The organism is Prosthecobacter sp. Pr1 (assembly GCF_057652315.1).
Genome location: NZ_JBYFBS010000001.1, coordinates 327,172 through 343,324, shown reverse-complemented (window position 1 = coordinate 343,324; position 16,153 = coordinate 327,172). Strand labels below are relative to the sequence as shown.

At 59.9% G+C, this 16,153-nt stretch carries 15 protein-coding genes and 1 pseudogene; 3 read left to right on the top strand and 13 right to left on the bottom strand.

All coding sequences use genetic code 11. The features are described 5' to 3' along the window. Positions 1-138: 138 nt before the first annotated feature. Entirely contained in the window at positions 139-1,608 is a 1,470-nt protein-coding gene (locus tag AC24GY_RS01590; RefSeq protein ID WP_422322240.1) for a DUF1501 domain-containing protein, read from the top strand. 48 nt (positions 1,609-1,656) lie between these two features. Here AC24GY_RS01590 and AC24GY_RS01585 read toward each other — a convergent pair whose 3' ends face one another. Next, positions 1,657-2,196: a lipocalin family protein gene (locus tag AC24GY_RS01585; protein WP_487679706.1), complete on the bottom strand. Its 540-nt coding sequence runs from the start codon at positions 2,194-2,196 to the stop codon at positions 1,657-1,659. A 57-nt stretch (positions 2,197-2,253) separates the two neighbouring features. Here AC24GY_RS01585 and AC24GY_RS01580 point away from each other — a divergent pair, with 57 nt between their 5' ends. Then, positions 2,254-2,991: a YqjF family protein gene (locus tag AC24GY_RS01580; RefSeq protein ID WP_487679704.1), complete on the top strand. Its 738-nt coding sequence runs from the start codon at positions 2,254-2,256 to the stop codon at positions 2,989-2,991. Here the strand turns inward: AC24GY_RS01580 and AC24GY_RS01575 are convergent. The 12 genes from AC24GY_RS01575 to AC24GY_RS01520 all read right to left on the bottom strand — a co-directional run bounded on the left by AC24GY_RS01575 (position 2,981) and on the right by AC24GY_RS01520 (position 15,165). After that, on the bottom strand, positions 2,981-3,151 hold the full coding sequence (locus tag AC24GY_RS01575) for a hypothetical protein (protein WP_487679702.1): 171 nt from the start codon (positions 3,149-3,151) through the stop codon (positions 2,981-2,983). The genes AC24GY_RS01580 and AC24GY_RS01575 overlap by 11 nt on opposite strands. 17 nt (positions 3,152-3,168) lie before the next feature. After that, a complete protein-coding gene (locus AC24GY_RS01570; RefSeq protein ID WP_487679700.1) occupies positions 3,169-3,930 on the bottom strand; it encodes a glycosyltransferase family 32 protein in 762 nt (253 codons plus the stop codon). Positions 3,931-4,281: 351 nt separating this feature from the next. Further along, the gene (locus AC24GY_RS01565; RefSeq protein WP_422322235.1) at positions 4,282-4,869 is read right to left on the bottom strand and encodes a hypothetical protein; all 588 of its coding nucleotides are present in this window, start codon (positions 4,867-4,869) and stop codon (positions 4,282-4,284) included. 39 nt (positions 4,870-4,908) lie between these two features. Then, positions 4,909-5,673, bottom strand: coding sequence for a glycosyltransferase family 32 protein (locus tag AC24GY_RS01560; protein ID WP_487679698.1), 765 nt, complete (start codon positions 5,671-5,673; stop codon positions 4,909-4,911). A gap of 27 nt (positions 5,674-5,700) precedes the next feature. Continuing rightward, entirely contained in the window at positions 5,701-6,960 is a 1,260-nt protein-coding gene (locus tag AC24GY_RS01555; protein WP_487679696.1) for a glycosyltransferase, read from the bottom strand. After that, entirely contained in the window at positions 6,957-8,204 is a 1,248-nt protein-coding gene (locus AC24GY_RS01550) for a glycosyltransferase (RefSeq protein WP_487679694.1), read from the bottom strand. The genes AC24GY_RS01555 and AC24GY_RS01550 overlap by 4 nt, the downstream gene beginning before the upstream one ends. Continuing rightward, complete coding sequence (locus AC24GY_RS01545; protein WP_487679692.1) at positions 8,201-9,475, bottom strand: glycosyltransferase; 1,275 nt, start codon at positions 9,473-9,475, stop codon at positions 8,201-8,203. Before AC24GY_RS01545 ends, AC24GY_RS01550 begins: the two co-directional genes overlap by 4 nt. Further along, entirely contained in the window at positions 9,472-10,722 is a 1,251-nt protein-coding gene (locus AC24GY_RS01540; RefSeq protein WP_487679690.1) for a glycosyltransferase, read from the bottom strand. The genes AC24GY_RS01545 and AC24GY_RS01540 overlap by 4 nt, the downstream gene beginning before the upstream one ends. A 7-nt stretch (positions 10,723-10,729) precedes the next feature. Then, positions 10,730-11,974 (bottom strand): glycosyltransferase, encoded by a 1,245-nt coding sequence (locus AC24GY_RS01535; protein ID WP_487679688.1) that lies wholly within the window; start codon positions 11,972-11,974, stop codon positions 10,730-10,732. Further along, positions 11,967-13,235 (bottom strand): MFS transporter, encoded by a 1,269-nt coding sequence (locus tag AC24GY_RS01530; protein ID WP_487679686.1) that lies wholly within the window; start codon positions 13,233-13,235, stop codon positions 11,967-11,969. The genes AC24GY_RS01535 and AC24GY_RS01530 overlap by 8 nt, the downstream gene beginning before the upstream one ends. Then, positions 13,232-13,900: a hypothetical protein gene (locus AC24GY_RS01525; RefSeq protein ID WP_487679684.1), complete on the bottom strand. Its 669-nt coding sequence runs from the start codon at positions 13,898-13,900 to the stop codon at positions 13,232-13,234. Before AC24GY_RS01525 ends, AC24GY_RS01530 begins: the two co-directional genes overlap by 4 nt. 89 nt (positions 13,901-13,989) lie before the next feature. Then, a complete protein-coding gene (locus tag AC24GY_RS01520) occupies positions 13,990-15,165 on the bottom strand; it encodes an outer membrane protein assembly factor BamB family protein (protein WP_487679682.1) in 1,176 nt (391 codons plus the stop codon). 132 nt (positions 15,166-15,297) lie between these two features. On the opposite strand from AC24GY_RS01520, the pseudogene AC24GY_RS01515 reads away from it, so the two are divergent. Then, positions 15,298-16,131, top strand: a pseudogene (locus tag AC24GY_RS01515) (sulfurtransferase); the annotation flags it as partial. Between the last annotated feature and the right edge of the window lie 22 nt (positions 16,132-16,153).

The following is a 16,153-nucleotide window of genomic DNA, read 5'->3' as shown; positions in this document are numbered from 1 at the left end:
ATCGTTCAGCATGATCCCCGCCCGGGGCATGGAGTTTCCTGCCCAGCCTCGACGAACTTCCCCCAAAATGGCAAGATCGGCCCTTCCTTGTCGTACATGCCCCCGATATTGACCTTCCATCTCAACCCCTAGCACACCATGTTCCGCATCCCAGGCGTTCCCGGTAAAGACCTTTGCGACAAAAACCTCGGCTTCTCGCGGCGTGACATTCTGCGCGTGGGCGGCGGATCCATGATGGGCCTCACGCTCAACAACGTGCTCCGTGGCCAGGCCATGGCGGCGAATTCTCCGAACGCAGGACGCGCAGGCTGGGGCAAGGCCAAGCATGTGCTCATGATCTACCTGCAGGGCGGCCCATCACATCTCGACCTGTGGGACCCGAAGGCAAACGTGCCGGACAACGTGCGCAGCGCCTTCAAAACGATCCCGACGAAGGTTCCCGGCAAGCACTTCACCGAGATCCTTCCGGGCCTCGCGAAGGTGAACGACAAGTTCACGATGATCAATTCGATGAGCTACACGCCGAATGGTCTCTTCAATCACACGGCGGCGATCTACCAGATCATGACCGGCTACACGACGGACAAGGTCAGCCCCTCCGGCCAGCTTGAGCCGCCAAACGCGAAAGACTTCCCAAACTTTGGCAGCAACATCGTGCGCCTCAAGCCGCTGCAGGAGCCGATGCTCCCCTTCGTGCAGCTGCCACGTCCGTTGCAGGAATCCAACGTCGTCGGAAAAGGCGGCGGCGCAGGCTTCCTCGGCAAAGCCTACGAGCCCTACACGCTCTTCCCCGATGGCGATGACCTCGACATGGGCAAGATGGACCGCATCAAGATCGACGACCTCCAGCTGCGCCCCGACCTCTTCAGCGTGCGCCTTGAGCGCCGTGCCAAGCTGCGTGACGCCATCAATGACCAGATGCCGCAGATCGAAGCTGCGGTGAAGGACATGAGCCTGGACAGCTACTACAGCCAGGCCCTGAACCTCATCTCCAGCGGCCGTGCGCGCGATGCCTTCGCGCTTGACCGTGAGCCTGAGAAACTGCGTGACCGCTACGGCCGCAACACCTTCGGTCAGAGCTGCCTGCTCGCCCGTCGTCTGCTCGAAGCCGGCACGCGTGTCGTCGAAGTCATCTGGCCCAAAGTTGCGAATTCCGACAACCATTCCTGGGACCACCATGCGGGCCTCACCGAGCGCATGAAGAACAAATCCGGCCCCATGCTGGACCAGGGCCTCAGCGCTTTGTTTGATGATCTGGATGCCAGCGGCCTGCTCGATGAAACCATCGTCGTGGCCCTCGGCGAATTCGGACGCAGCCCGGAAAAAGGCGTGTCCACCAGCGGCAACAGCAACAGCGCCGACGGTCGTGACCACTGGCCTTACTGCTACACCGCCATCGTCGGTGGTGCCGGCATCAAGCGCGGCTACGTTCACGGCAAATCGGACGCCACGGGCTCCGCCCCCGTCGAAGACGCCGTGCATCCGACCGAACTCCTCGCCACCATTTACCACGCCGTCGGCATTGATCCCGAGACGATTGTTTACAATCATCTCAACCAGCCGCGTGAACTGGTGAAGGCCAAGCCGGTGACGAAGCTGTTTGCTTGATCTAATCGCAATCAAAGAGGCAGGGCGAAAGCTCTGCCTCTTTTTTGTTTACTCTGACTTCTGCGGCACCTTGGCCAGCAAGCGTGTGTCATAGCCCTGCTTTGCCATGCGCTCCAGAATGCCGCGATAAGTGGCGTCATCCAGCACCGGCTTCCGGCTTAGCACCCAGGCCAGTTTGCGGTTGGGATAGCCAATCACGCTCCACTGGTAGTCGGCATCGAGGTCGATGATGAGATAAGGCACCCGCAGCGGCCAGATGAACTGCACGCGCCACTCGGCATTGGTGGTCTTGTTGTGAACCCAGGCCACCCCCTTCCACTGCTCCAGCGGCGCGTCGAGGCTGCCGCGGCGGAACAGGAAGATGTTGTCCATTTTGCCATCCGGGCGCAGCGCGTAGCGATCCAGCGTGCCCACTTTGCCCTTTTCCAAGGAGTACGGGATGTTTGCAAAAACGTACCAGTCACCCACATAGCGTTTGAGATCGACGTGGGGAACTGTTTGCAAGGGAGCGGGTTTCATGGAGGAGCAGGAGATGAGGCCGAGCAGCGAGAGCAACAGGAAGCCGAGGGTCGATGAACGATAGCGCATGCTTGGTGAACGAATCCGGGCGGCGCCTGGGTGCGAATTCAAGCGTATCATCCCGGCATGCCAGCCATCCCCACGCACGAATCCCGCCTCGCCTTCCGTGATCGTCCGACGCGCGCGCGCATGATGCATCAGCGCTGGGAGAGTCTGCTTTTCCTGCACTGGCGCTGGGATGCGGCGGAGATTCAGCGCACTCTGCCACCCGGTTTGTACATGGACACGTTTCAAGGCGATGCATGGCTCGCCATTGTGCCTTTTTACATGCGGGGCATACGTCCGCGCTTCTGCCCGCCAGTGCCCGGCATCAGCGATTTCCTCGAACTCAACGTGCGGACTTACGTGCACGATGAGCGGGGCCGGCCCGGAGTGTGGTTTTACTCGCTGGATTGCAACCAGCGGCTCGCGGTCTGGACGGCGCGCACCTTCTTCCATCTGCCCTATCAAAACGCCCGCATGAGTGCGCAATTGAGCGATGGCTGCATCGATTACCGCTGTCAGCGAAGTGGTGCACTGAACGAGTCACATTTTCGCTATCGAATTGCCGCAAAATCGCAGGTCGCAGAACCCGGCTCGCTCGCCTTTTTTCTCGCCGAGCGCTACCTGCTTTTCTCCCAGACGCCACGTGGCATCCGATGCGGGCAGGTTCACCATATGCCTTACCCGCTTGCAGAAGCCAGTCTGGAGGCATGGGATGTGAATGCTCTCCTACAGGCCGGATTCACGGACCCGCAACGCCCGCCGGATCACATCATTGGCTCGTCGGGTGTTGATGTGGCGGTCTATCCCCTCACCGCATGAACACCGAGATGCCTTCGTCAACGAGAGGCTTGGCGGCGCGCAGTTTCTTGTCGGCGGAGGAGAGCTGCTTGTCGCCGCTGAGATACTCCGGAATGTTTTCCGTGGTGGGGCTGAAGCGAATGATCACCTTCCCCTCCAGTTTGCCGCCTTTCGACAACATGGTCTCAAATCAAGCCGTTATTTGATTGTCATGGGAGGGCCGCCAAGCGCACGGCGTGGTTCCCAGCGCTGATGCAGACGAATCACTGCATAGATCAGCTTGGCCCATGGAGAAATCCAGGAGGCCTCGTAATGATGAATGGCGTAGGAGCCGAGTTCAGCAGCCAGCCTGCGACGGTTCTCAATGAGACGCTCCGTCGGCGCGGCCGGAAAAAACAGCTCGTGCGAATGAATGGTGATGTCCCCACCGCTCATTTGCAGGGCCACGAGGGCTTGATCACACAGCGCCATGCCATTTTTGATCACATAAGCGGAATAGTCTTCAGCCCACCGCCTGGGGCGAAATTCAGAGGCCATCAGCCGCATGATCTGCAACCAAACCGGGTGTCCGGCGGGCGAGGCCAGCAAAGCGCTGCAAATAAAATCCACTCCACGCATCCGCTGGCCGATGCCGTTGATTTCCCTTCCGGCCATGATGGATGATCCTTGCAGCAGCGGATCAAGCGGGCGCAGCACCTCAAAGTCCATGTCCGCATAAATGCCGCCCTGGTTGTGCATGTAAACCACGCGGATGAAATCCATCTTGAGCGGCGCGGGCAGACGTTCGTAGAATTCAGCAAATTCAGGATACTGTTCACGAACCAGCCGGTGATTGTCTTCATGTGTCCACAACTGGTATTTCCAGCCAGGGTGATGCGTGCACCATGAGTGCTGAAAATCGAGCAGGTGGAGCGGTATCTCCGGTGTGTTCCAAGTTTGGTGAATGATGCGCGGGATCATTAGGATCTACTATATTGCTGATGCGGCGTGAGATTGCGGGTTTTTGCATTTTTGTGCCAGCCAGATCTCGAGTTTTCCTGTATTAGAAAGCTGGCGCGTTTGCTCAGCAGACGCTGCCGCATCCCAGCATCGTTTTAACAACGGCAGGCCCTGCTTGAGACTGAACGAGTCACATTTACGTCATCGAATCTCCGCAGAATCCCAGCTCGAAGAGCCCGGTTCGCTCGCATTCTTTCCCGCCGAACGTTGCTTGCTTTTCACCCAAGAACCACGCGGGATTTATTGCGGTCAGGGGCATCACACGCCCTGCTCACTTGCTGAAGCCTGGCTGGAGGCATGAGATATGCACGCTCACCGCATGAACACCGAGATGCCTTCGTCAACGAGAGGCTTGGCGGCGCGGAGCTTTTTGTCGGCGGAGGAGAGCTGCTTGTCGCCGCTGAGATACTCCGGAATGTTTTCTGTGGTGGGGCTGAAGCGAATGCTCACCTTCCCCTCCAGCTTGCCGCCTTCAAAGTTGGCGTAACCACCGTAGTCCCATTCAAACCCGGCGATCTTGAAAGGCTTGCCGTTGATCTTTTCAACCTCTTCCACGGTCATTCCCGACTTGAGACCGTTTTCAAATTTCCAGGCCTTGCCCATGACGCGGATGTCGAACACGACCTTCTTCTTCTCGTTGTCGGGATCCCAGACGATCTCCAACTCGCGATCCGTGTCCGCAAACAACTTCGCGCCATCGATTTCCTCCCCCTCTGCACCGGGTATCTTCTGCAGCTTGAGGTTGTCCTTCCCATAGGCACGCTCGATGTCGGCAGCGGACATGCCGGGCTTGATCAAGCCCACGCGCTTACCGAGGACAATCGTGTTGTCCTTAGGGTCAAACTCATCGGCATGAAGGAAGGCGGTGAACAGCAGCAGGCAGGCGAGGATTCGGCTCATGCTGGGAATACGTCGACAACTGGGTCTCAAATCAAGCCGTTATTTGATCGTTGTGGGATCACCACCAAGCGCGCGGCGAGATTCCCAATGCTGACGCAGACGGATCACCGCATAGATCAGCCTGGCCCAGGGAGAAATCCAGCTGCCCTCGTAATGATGGATGGCATAGGAACCCAGCTTCGCAGCCTGCCTGCGGCGGTTCTCCACAAGACGCTCTGTCGGCGGGGCCGGAAAAAACAACTCGTGAGAATGAATGGTGACGTCCCCGACGGACTGGCTGCGTTCCTCCAGTTTTTCACTGAGCACCCTCATTGCCATTTCGATCACATAGTCAGAATAAGGCTCCAGTCTTCTCTTAAAGCGGTAGCGGGATGCCATCAGATGCATGATTTCCAGCCAAACCGGATGACCTGCGGGCGAGGCGATCAGCGCATTGCAGATAAAGTCGCTGCCACGCATCCGCTGGCCAATGCCGTTAAACTCCCGACCAGACAGGATGTTTGAACCCTCCAAAAGCGGGTCGAAGGGCTTGAGCACCTCGACATCCAGGTCTGAATAGATGCCGCCGTGGCGGTGCATATAAGCCACGCGTGCAAAGTCCACCTTCAAGATATTCGGGGTCAGCTTGGTGAAAAAGTCTGCAAACTCCGGGTAGTGCTGCCGAACCAGGTCAAGGTTGTCAGCATCACTCCACAGCCGGTATTCCCAGCCAGGGTGATGCACGCGCCATGAATGCTGAAACTCGCGCAGGTCGCGTGGCATCTCCTGCCGGCCCCAAGTTTGGTGAATGATGCGTGGAATCATCTGAATCTACTCCCTTGTGGAAGTGCTTTAAGTTTGTGTGCCTTTGAATATTTGCGCGAGCCAGCGCTCGAGCTTTTCCGTGTCTGGACGCTGGCGCATGCGCTCAGCACAGGCTGCGGCACGCTGACGTATTCCGGAGTCCTCCAGGCATCTCCTTAACAGCGGCAGGGCGCGCTTAAGGTTGAATCCGCGTGTGCCAAGGGCCAGCCCGACCCCAAGGCGGTTCACACGGTCAGCATTGTCGAACTGATCGTGCGCCATGGGCACGATGAGCTGTGGCACGCCTGCGGCGAGGCACTGTGCGACGGTTCCCATGCCGCCGTGATGCACAAACGTGGCAGCATGAGGCAGCAACTGGCTGAAAGGAGCGTACGTCACGGCGTGGACCGATGCTGGCAGCGAGGCCGGAAGCTGATTGAGATCGTGCGTCACAAAAACGGCGCGGCATTGAATCTGCGTGACGAGTCGCAGTGCTGTTTCGAAGAAGTCTCGCGCATGTCTGTGCCCGGTGCCTGCGGTAAAGAGCACGGGCTTGCCACCGGCCTCCATGAAGGTTTTCAATGCTGGAGACAGCTTCTCTTCCTGAGATAAATCTTCGAGGGGAAAATCCCATTGCAGCAGGTTGCGCGGCCAGTCCGGTTGCGGCGGACCATACCAGTCGGGGAAAAGCGCCAGCACGCCATCCGGGGAGTCCCACCACTCCCAGCGCAAACTTTGGGGGACAGGAACACCGTGATCATCGCAGGCTTTCCGGACGTGCTGATGCGCATAGTGGTCGAACGGATTGGGTCCTGAAAGCACCAGCCTGCGCAGGGCCAGAGGCAGCCAGCGCAGCCAGCGAAACGCGGGGATGAACAGCGGCGGTGCATGCGCGCTGTTCACCAGCAGAGGGTAAGCGTGTACGGTCACCAGTGGAATGCCGTGTTTTTCGCGGATCAAGCGAGCTCCAAAGCAAGTCATGGGCGCGAACATGAGGTCGGGCCGGCCATTGCGGGCCATCCAAAGCTCGATTGCGGCGGCGTAGTCACCCGTGGCGCGTCCTGCATAACCGTGTGCTACTTGGGTGCCTTCGATGATTTTGAACAGGCCTGGATGGGCGAGCATTTCATCAAAGTCATCCCGGGCCAGCGGCATGAAATCGACCCCAGCCCGCAGGCTGGCGCGTTCAAAGGCACGCGCTGCGATGAGCGTCACTCTGTGGTTGTGCTGCTTGAGGAGCCTGCCCAGCCAGATGAAGGGGAAGACATCTCCCGAGGTGCCGTGGGGCAGCAGGAGAATCTTCTTCATGAGCTCATTCGGGCCTCCAGCCATGCGATGAGTTGGTCGGCAGGCGGCTGCTGGCGCATGCGTTCAGCGCAGAGGGCGGCGCGGCGGCGGATGGTCTCATCGGTGAGACAGCGCTTCAGCAGGGGCATGGCGTGGGGCACATCAAAACGGTCCACACTGATGGTCAGCCCCGCGCCCAGACGCTCCACCCGGTCAGCATTGTCGAACTGATCATGGGCCATCGGCATGATGAGCTGGGGAATGCCTGCGGCGAAGCACTGGGCCACCGTGCCCTGGCCGCCGTGATGCACAAAGGCCTTGGCATGAGGCAGCAGCGTGCTGAAAGGCGCGTATTCGACGGCGTGAATGGAGGGAGGCAGCGCCGAAGGCAGCTGCTGAAGATGACGGGTGACGAAGACCGCGCGGCACTGCAGTTTCTCAACCAGCTTGACCGCGACCTCGAAAAAGTGATGGGCATGCATCGGCCCGCTGCCGGGAGTGAACAGCACCGGCTTGTCGCCCGACTTCAAAAACGAGACGAGATCCGGCGCCAGAGGCACATCGCCCAAGTCTTCCAAGGAAAAGTGCCATTGCAGCAGGTTCTGCGGCCAGTCGGGCTGGCGTTTGGCAAACCAGTCGGGGAACAGGGCCAGCACGCCATCCTGAGAGTGCCCCCACTCGCGCTCCAAGTCACGCGGCACGGCAACACCGTGCGTGGCGCACAGGGGTCTCAAAGCGGCCAGCGCGTGGCGATCAAAAGGGTTGGGCGCGGCAAAAATCAACTTCCTCATCCACAAAGGAAGCATGCGCAGCCAGCGAAATGCAGGCGTGAGCAAGGAGGGCTCATAGGCGCTTTGCATCATCAGAGGATAATGATGCACCGTCACCAAGGGCAAACCGAGTTTTTCACGCAGCAATCGTGCGCCATAGCAGGACTTTAGGCCGAGCATGAGATCGGGCCTGCCATGCGTGGACATCCAAGTCTCGACGGCTTCGACAAACTCACCAGCGGCCAGTCCGGAGTAGTGGTAAGCCAGCCGTGTACCTTCGAGCTTTTTGGACATGTCCGGGTTTTCGACCATCTCCCTTCCCAAAAGATTTTTCGTCGCCACGAACTTCAGTCCACTTTGTGCGGCATAGGAGGCGTAGTCTGGCGTGGTGATCAACGTCACGTCGTGGCCGCGTGCACGAAGCAGCTTGCCAAGCCAGTTTAGAGGCAGGATGTCGCCACAACTGCCGTAAGTCATGATTAGAATTTTTTTCATGGCGGGGATGGAGAATGAAGACAGCCTTCAGCGCATCGGGCCTCCAGCCAGGAAGTGAGAGTGGTGACAGGCGGCCCTTGAGGCATCCGGCGGGCACATTCTCCGGCTTGATGGCGCAGGGAGTCTTGTTCCAGGCAGCGCCGCAACAATGGCAGCGCACGTTCGACGGTGAACTGGTCCAGGCTCAGCGCCAGCCCTGCGCCGAGCCGCTCCACGATGGCGGCGTTGTCTGGCTGATCATACGCCATCGGTGTGACGAGTTGTGGGATTCCCGCCTTGAAGCACTGCGAGAGCGTCCCCATCCCACCGTGATGCACGAACGCCGCCGCGTGGGGCAGCAGGACGCTGAATGGCGCGTAGCTTGTCACGAAGACAGACTGGGGCAGGCCGGTGGGAGCCTGATGGACATCGCGCGTGGCAAACACCGCCCGGCAGCCGAGACGGGCCGTGATTTCCGCCGCCATTTCAAAATAGCGGCGGGAATGCAGATGATGACTGCCCAGTGTGAAGACGACGGGCTTGTCTCCCGCAGTGAGAAACGTGGAAAGATCCGGCTCCAGCGGCCTTGCCTCAGCCAGATCTTCCAATGGGAAGTCCCATTGAAAGGTGTTCGGCGGCCAGTCAGGCTGGGGTGGGGCAAACCATTCGGGAAACAAGGCCAGGGAACCATCCGGCGAGTGCCACCAGTCACGCAATCGCCGTGGCGGTTTGACGCCTTGATCAGCGCAGCACTGACGCACATGCGGAAAGGCGTGATGATCGTAAGGCGCGACATTCGTGAGGAAGAATCGACGCAGTGGCACTGGCAGCAGTCGCAGCAGTCGCGCGAACGGCACGCTCAGCGGCACGGCATGCGCGCTGACGAACTGCAGCGTGCTCAGATGCGTGGAAATCAGCGGTGTGCCCAGCTTGGCCCGCAGCAGTGGCGCGGCGAAGTTCATGATCGGCGCCAGCATCAGATCCGGCCTGCCGTTGCGGCTGAGGTCCTCCATGACGGCCTCCACATATTTGGGAACACAGCGCCCGGCATAGGCATGAGTCAGCTTCAGGCTCTGATGCGGCCGCCAGAAGGCAGGATTGCGCACCAGCTCCTCGTAGCCGTCATTCTTCAGCGGCGCGAATTCCAACCCCGCCTGCAATGCGGCTTCTCGATAAGTCTCCAGCCAGACCAGCAGCACGCTATGCCCACGCGCCCGCATTTGCCGCCCGATCCAGATCAGTGGCAGCACATCACCTGTCGTGCCGTGCGGCATAAGAAAGATGCGGCTCATAGGGCTTGCATGCGTTTTTCCAGCCACTCCATGAGCACATCCGGGGCACGCCGCTCGCGCATTCGCATGGCATAGGCAGAGGCTTTCTCACGAAGGGTGTCATCCTCCAGGCAGCGCCGCAGCAGCGGCAGAGCACGTTTGACGGTGAACCTGCCCTGGCTGATGCTTAAACCCACGCCAAAACGCTTCACGCGATCTGCGTTGTCCGGCTGGTCCAGCGACATAGGCACCACGAGCTGCGGCAGTCCGGCCGCGAGGCACTGCGAAGTCGTGCCGATGCCACCGTGATGAACAAACGCACGTGCTCGTGGCAGGAGCTGACTGAACGGCGCATAAGCCGAGACGAACACTCCTGCGGGCAGACCGCTGGGGACTTGGTCTGTCTTCGGCGTGATGAAAATGGCACGACATCCCAGCTCACGGACCAGCTTTGCAGCCGTCGCGAAAAAGGCCTCGGCATGAAAGTGTCCGGTCCCTGCGGTGAAGAGCACCGGCTTCTCTCCTTCGGCCAGAAACTTGGCCAGTGACTCGTCGAGCGGTCGTTCTGCCGCCATGTCCTCGAGTGGAAAGTCCCACTGCAGCAGGTTCTTCGGCCAGTCTGGCTGCGGCGGCGCGAACCAATCAGGAAACAAGGTCAGGACGCCATCGGGCGAGTCCCACCACTCCTTCCACAAGCTGCGTGGTCTGACGCCATGCTCAGCGCAGCAGCGCTTCACGGCCGGATAGGCAAAAAGGTCCAACGGGTTGGGAAACCACAGAATGAAGCGGCGCAGCAGCAGCGGAAGCCGGCGCAGCCAAAGGAACGGCGGAATGACGATGGGAGGCAGATGCGCCTTGATGATCATCATTGGGTAGAGATGCACCGTCACCAGAGGTATCCGCAGCTTCTCACGCAGCACTCGTGCTCCAAAACAGATCATCGGTGCCATCAACAGATCGGCGGGGCCGTGTTGCGCAATGGCCGCTTCTGCAGCCGCCACGTAATCCCTGGCTGCACGACCACCATGCTTGTAGGCAGTGGCCAGCCCGATTCCCAGCTTCCAGAGACTGGGAGCATTGAGCATTTGCTCCAGCTCATCGCCGCCCGTGGCCACAAAGTTCAATCCTGCCTGTCTGGCAATTGATTCATACCTCGGCGCGGTGACCAGCGTCACGCGATGTCCCCTCGCCATCAACTGGCGGCCCAGCCAGATGAAAGGATAGGTACTGCCCGAGGTGCCATAGGGTAGCAGCAGGACGTGGCTCATGCAGGAATCAGAGGGGGGCAATTCGGGTTTCAATCCAGGACAGCAGTGCTGCCGAACCATTGTCCTGCCGCAGCTTTGTCGCACAAGCCAGCGAAGTCTGTCGAATCGCCACATCCTCACGCAACCGCTTCAAAAAGCCGACCACACGCCCGGGTGTGAACTGCCGCACGCTGAGACCGATGCCGGCACCGAGGCGCTCCAGGCGGTCGGCGTTGTCAGGCTGGTCATGGGCCATTGCCATGATGAGCTGAGGCACACCGGCGGAAAAGCCCTGCGACATGGTGCCGATGCCCCCGTGGTGCACAAACACTGCTGCATGCTTCAGCAGCGTGCTAAAAGGGGCGTATTCGACCGTGAGAATGCTCGCAGGCAAGTTCGGCGGCACCTGTTTCGGCTCACGCGTGACAAAGACCGCTCGGCAGCCGATGCGCTTGACGGCTTCCGCAGCGACGGCAAAAAAGCGTGAGGCCTGCACATTCGCACTGCCAGGGGTGAAGATGACCGGGCGCTCTCCATTTGCGAGAAACGCCTGCAACTCCGGTTGCAGCGTCTGCTCAGTCGCCAGATCTTCGAGTGGAAAGGTCCACTGCAGCAGATTGGCGGGCCAGTCCGGCTGTGGCGGTGCAAACCATGCGGGAAACAAGGCGAGCACACCATCCGGTGAGTCCCACCACTCACGCCACAGACTGCGCGGTGGTTTGACGCCGTTCGCTTCACAGATGCGGCGCACTTTGGGCAGCGCGAAGAGATCGACCGGATTCGGCAGTGAGAAGATCACCTTTTTGAACCACACCGGCAGCTTGTTGAAGAGGCGCATGACCGGATGCAGCAGAGGCGTCTCATGCACACTCAAAAAAACAGCGGGCTGCAGATGCACGGTGATCAGCGGGATGCCATGCTTTTCACGGGCCAGACGTCCGGCGAATGCGGTGACGGGAGCCAGCATCAGATCGACCTTTCCGCAGCTCTCGATGGCTGCGAGATAGGGCTCGACGGATTTGGCGGCGAACTCAAACACCACCTTCGTGCCGATGCCGGACTTCCAGATGCGGGGATCTCGGATCATGGCTTCGAACTCGTCTCTTTCCCCGAGAGAAATGAATTCGATGCCGGCTTTGCGCGCCTGCTCTTCAAACAGACATGCCGTGATCATTCTCACGCGATGCCCGCGCGCCATGAGCTGCCGTCCCAGCCAGATGAAGGGAAACACATCGCCGGCACTGCCGAATGGAAGCAGAAGGATCTCAGCCATGTGTCCAGCGTTTGAGCAATGCAGGCAGGGCCTGCGGGCGTGACATCGTCACATAAATGCCGCCGACCACGGCACTGGCACCGCAGAACCAGAAGATGTCTCCAGGAGTCCAGCCCAGACGGGTGTTCAGCTCCTTCTGCAGCAAAGCGGCGGCACTGATGCCCACCCACGAGAGCCACGAGGCAGCCCCCTGCACCGAGCCTTTGCGATCTGCCGGCGGCCGATGCTGCAGCACTGCGGCCAGCGGCACGATGAACATGCCACCACCGATGCCCAGCAGGGTGAGGCAGACGGTGAATGCCGATCTGGAGATGTCCGCCAACCCGAGTGCGAAGCCCATGGTGGCCATGAGGAAGGCCCCAAGCGGAATGAGGCCATACTCCACATGGTCCCCGCTCAATTTTCCGGCAAGCAAACTGCCAGCCGCCATGCCGACGGCGAGGGCAACCTGCAAGGCGCTGTTTTCCATCGGCTTGATGTGCAGTACCTGTTCCGCATAGAGCACCAGATTCATCTGGATGAGCACGGCGATGAAAAAGAAGCCCGTGTTGCCGAGATTCGCCCGCCACAGGTCGCGGTCCGTGCGCATCCATTTAAACTCGCGCCACAGGTCGCCGAGGAAGTTGAGACGCAGCGGCTTGTCTGGGCTCGCGGCAGGCACGCGCGTGATGCCCAGACTCATGAACCAGCCGATCATGGCCAGCGCCAGCAGAATGCCGCCCGACCACGCCGGTTTGCCCGCGAAGCTCTCCGCCAGCCATGCCGCGGCCAGCGTGCCGAAGATCGCCGCCAGAAAGGTTAGCATCTCGATCACGCCATTGGCCCATGAGAGCTTGGCAGGAGGCACCACTTCCGGCAGCGAGCCGTACTTGGATGCCGCGAAGAACGCGCTGTGCACCCCCATGAGACAGATGCTCACGAGCTGCAGCCCCATCCTGCCGGAGGCCAGCGCATAGGTGGCGAAGATCATGATGCCAATCTCCATCGTCTTCACGCCGATCATCACATGCCGTTTGCTGAAGCGGTCGGCCATCCAGCCGCCAAACATGGAGAGCAGCAGAAACGGAATGGCAAAATACATTCCTGAATCCGACACCAGCGCGTCGAGCTGCTCCTTGGGCAGCTTCTGCGCGATCACCAGATAGATGACCAGCCACTTGAGCACATTGTCAGAAAACGCTCCCTGAAACTGCGTGCCCATCAGGCTCCAGAAGCCGCGCTGCCAGTTGGATTCAGAAGTTGGAGGGGAAGAATCGTTCATGCGCGTTTGGCGGCGGCTTGTTCGGGCGTGGGGCAGATTTTCTTCAGCACAAAATGCGTCGGCACAAAGACCACGAAGATGAGCAGCGCAAGCCATGTGACGAGATAAAGTTCGGGGCTCATCCAAGTCTGAGGCTGCGCATCGTCCATGCCGAACACGTAGTTCACATTGCGCGGCAGATTGGGATCCGAAAGAATGGCACCGGCCTTCGGCAGCCAAAAATAGGCCACGAGGCAGGAGGCCGAGGCCAAAACCGTCCAGCCTTTGAGCGCGCGCTTGTCATAGCCCAGCCTGCACACGAGAAAGGCCAGCAGGAAGGGCAGCCAGCCATGAAAGAACGACAAGCCCCGCAGAAAAAGCGGCTTGGTGCCATCAAACATGTAGGCCGTCATGCCCGTCATCTTGAAGCCGCAGAGCTGCACGGCAAAATCCACGCACCACAACGCCTGCGGCATCAGGATTCCCACCGCTGGCAGCGAAAGGAGCAGCGGACTTTCCAGCCATATCCCAGCCAGCGCGAACAGCAGGGCGATGTCGCAGAAATAAAGGAAGTTCGTCGGACCGTAGTGGCGCCAGTAAACGGGAATCAAAACCGTCATGAAGGCGGTGTAGGCGAGCTTGAGCCAGAGCGGGATGGCCTGGGCGGGGTGAGAGTTGTTGTTCATGCAAGAGGAGCATCCAACCATCGGCTCAGTCTGGCCAATCGACCGTCTGTGAGCTTGCATTGAGAAAATGCATGCCCCTGGCTCCTGGCCTACTGAACGCTCAGGCAGACCATGTCGCCGGCTGCATTGCGCACGTAAACATGTCCGTTGGCCAGCACCGGAGCGCTCCAACAGCGCCCGGTAAGCACCGGGGTGCGGGAAAGAGGCTCAAATTTGGCAGCGCTGGCTTTGGCGATGATCAGCTCGCCCTTGGCCGTCAGGACGATGAGCTTGCCATCGGCAGCCATGAGAGAGCAGAAACCGACGTCTGCCGCGCTCCATTTCTCCGTGCCAGTGACGAAGTCGATGCACTTCAGGCTAGCGGATTTGTCTGCATCGCCATCGCTGCCGTAAAGATGGCCGTCGATCAGCACGCTGGAGTTGAATTGATTCTTCATCACCCGGCTGCGCCAGATCTCCTTGGGTTCGGCGGAGGCGAGATCGAGCAAGGCGCAGCCTTTGTTGTAGCCGGTTGAAATGAAGAGCTGCGTGCCGCTGAGAATCGGATCCGCCGCGTTCACGCCGTAGCTGGTGGACCAGGTGTGCTCCCACAGCACGCTGCCGTTGCTGGGATCGACCCCTTTGTAGGCGCGGCCAGAACTCAGCACGACCTGAGCCTTGCCGTTTACGGTGATTGGATACGGCGTGCAGTAGCCCGAGTTGGCCTTGTCGCTGGTCCACACGGTCTTCCCCGTGGCCTTTTCGACAGCGGTTCCTGCTTTGCCAACGTTCACAATGAGGAGCTTGCCCGCGACCAACGGCGAACCTGCGAACCCCCAGTCCGGGATGTCAGCCTCGGTTTCCTTCTGGATGTTTTTCTGCCACACGACCTTGCCCGTGGCGGCATCGAAACAAAAAAGATCGCCCCAGCGGCTCAGATGATACGCCTTGCCGTCTTCAATCGTCGGCGTGGCCGAGGTACCCCCTTCGTAATACTTGTCGCCGAGATCGGCGGCATAGGCGTGCTTCCATACTTCTTTGCCACTCGTGGCATCGAAGCAGAAGACCGTGTCCTTGCCGTCCGCATGCCCCGTGGTGTACACTCGACCGGCAGCCACGGTGAAGGAGGCAAAGCCGATGCCGATCTGCGCTCCCCAGACCTTTTTGACCGCCGTTCCAGCCAGTTTTTCACTCGAGATACCGTCATGATTGGGCCCGCGCCAGATCGGCCAGTCGGCGGCTTGCAGGGTTGCGGCGGCAAGAAGGAAAAGGAGCGTGGATTTCATACCCTAGGAATGGAGCGGGAACGGCCTGAAATGGCAAGCTTGATCTCGATTGCGCCCCACTGTTCCATTCCTGCGCGGCAAGTGCGGTTTGCACTCGCCGTCCGCCTGTTCTTGTGCTTTTTCACCTGCCCCATGCCAGCCACCGCCACGATCACCAACATCTCCTGCTATCAATTCGCCGAACTCTCCGGATTGAAGGAGATGCGCGCGCGGCTGCTGGAGCAATGCAAAAAACTGGGCCTAAAGGGCACGATTTTGTTGAGCACGGAAGGCATCAACATGTTCGTGGCCGGGCTGCGGGAGAATGTGGATGCACTCGTGGATGAACTGCGCGCCATTCCGGGGCTGGCAGGACTGAAGCCGAAATACAGCGAGAGCGCGGAGCAGCCGTTCCGCCGCATGCTGGTGCGCATCAAGCAGGAGATCATCGCATTCGGAGTCGAGGGCATCGAGCCAGCGAAGTACACATCACCACGCCTGGAGCCCAAGGTCCTGAAGCAGTGGCTGGATGAAGGCCGCCCGGTCATTCTGTATGACACACGCAACGACTACGAAGTGAAGCTCGGCACTTTCAAAGGCGCCGTCGTGGCGGGGGTCGATTCCTTCCGCGAATTCCCCGAGGCCGTGCGCCGCCTGCCGCAAGAAATGAAGAAGGCGGAGATCGTGTCTTTCTGCACCGGCGGCATCCGCTGCGAAAAAGCCGCCCCATTCATGGAGCGCGAGGGCTTTGAGCATGTGTGGCAGCTTGAGGGCGGCATTTTGAAGTACTTCGAAGAATGCGGCAGCGCGCATTACGACGGCGAGTGTTTCGTCTTCGATCAACGCGTGGGGGTCGATCCCGGCCTGCATGAGACCGCCTCCTCGCAGTGCTTCGCCTGCCAGACTCCGCTCACTGCAGAAGAACAGGCCGATCCGCGCTACGTGGAGCATGTCTCCTGCCCGTACTGCTTCAAAACCTCCGAGGAACAGCAGCGCGAAAATCTGGCGC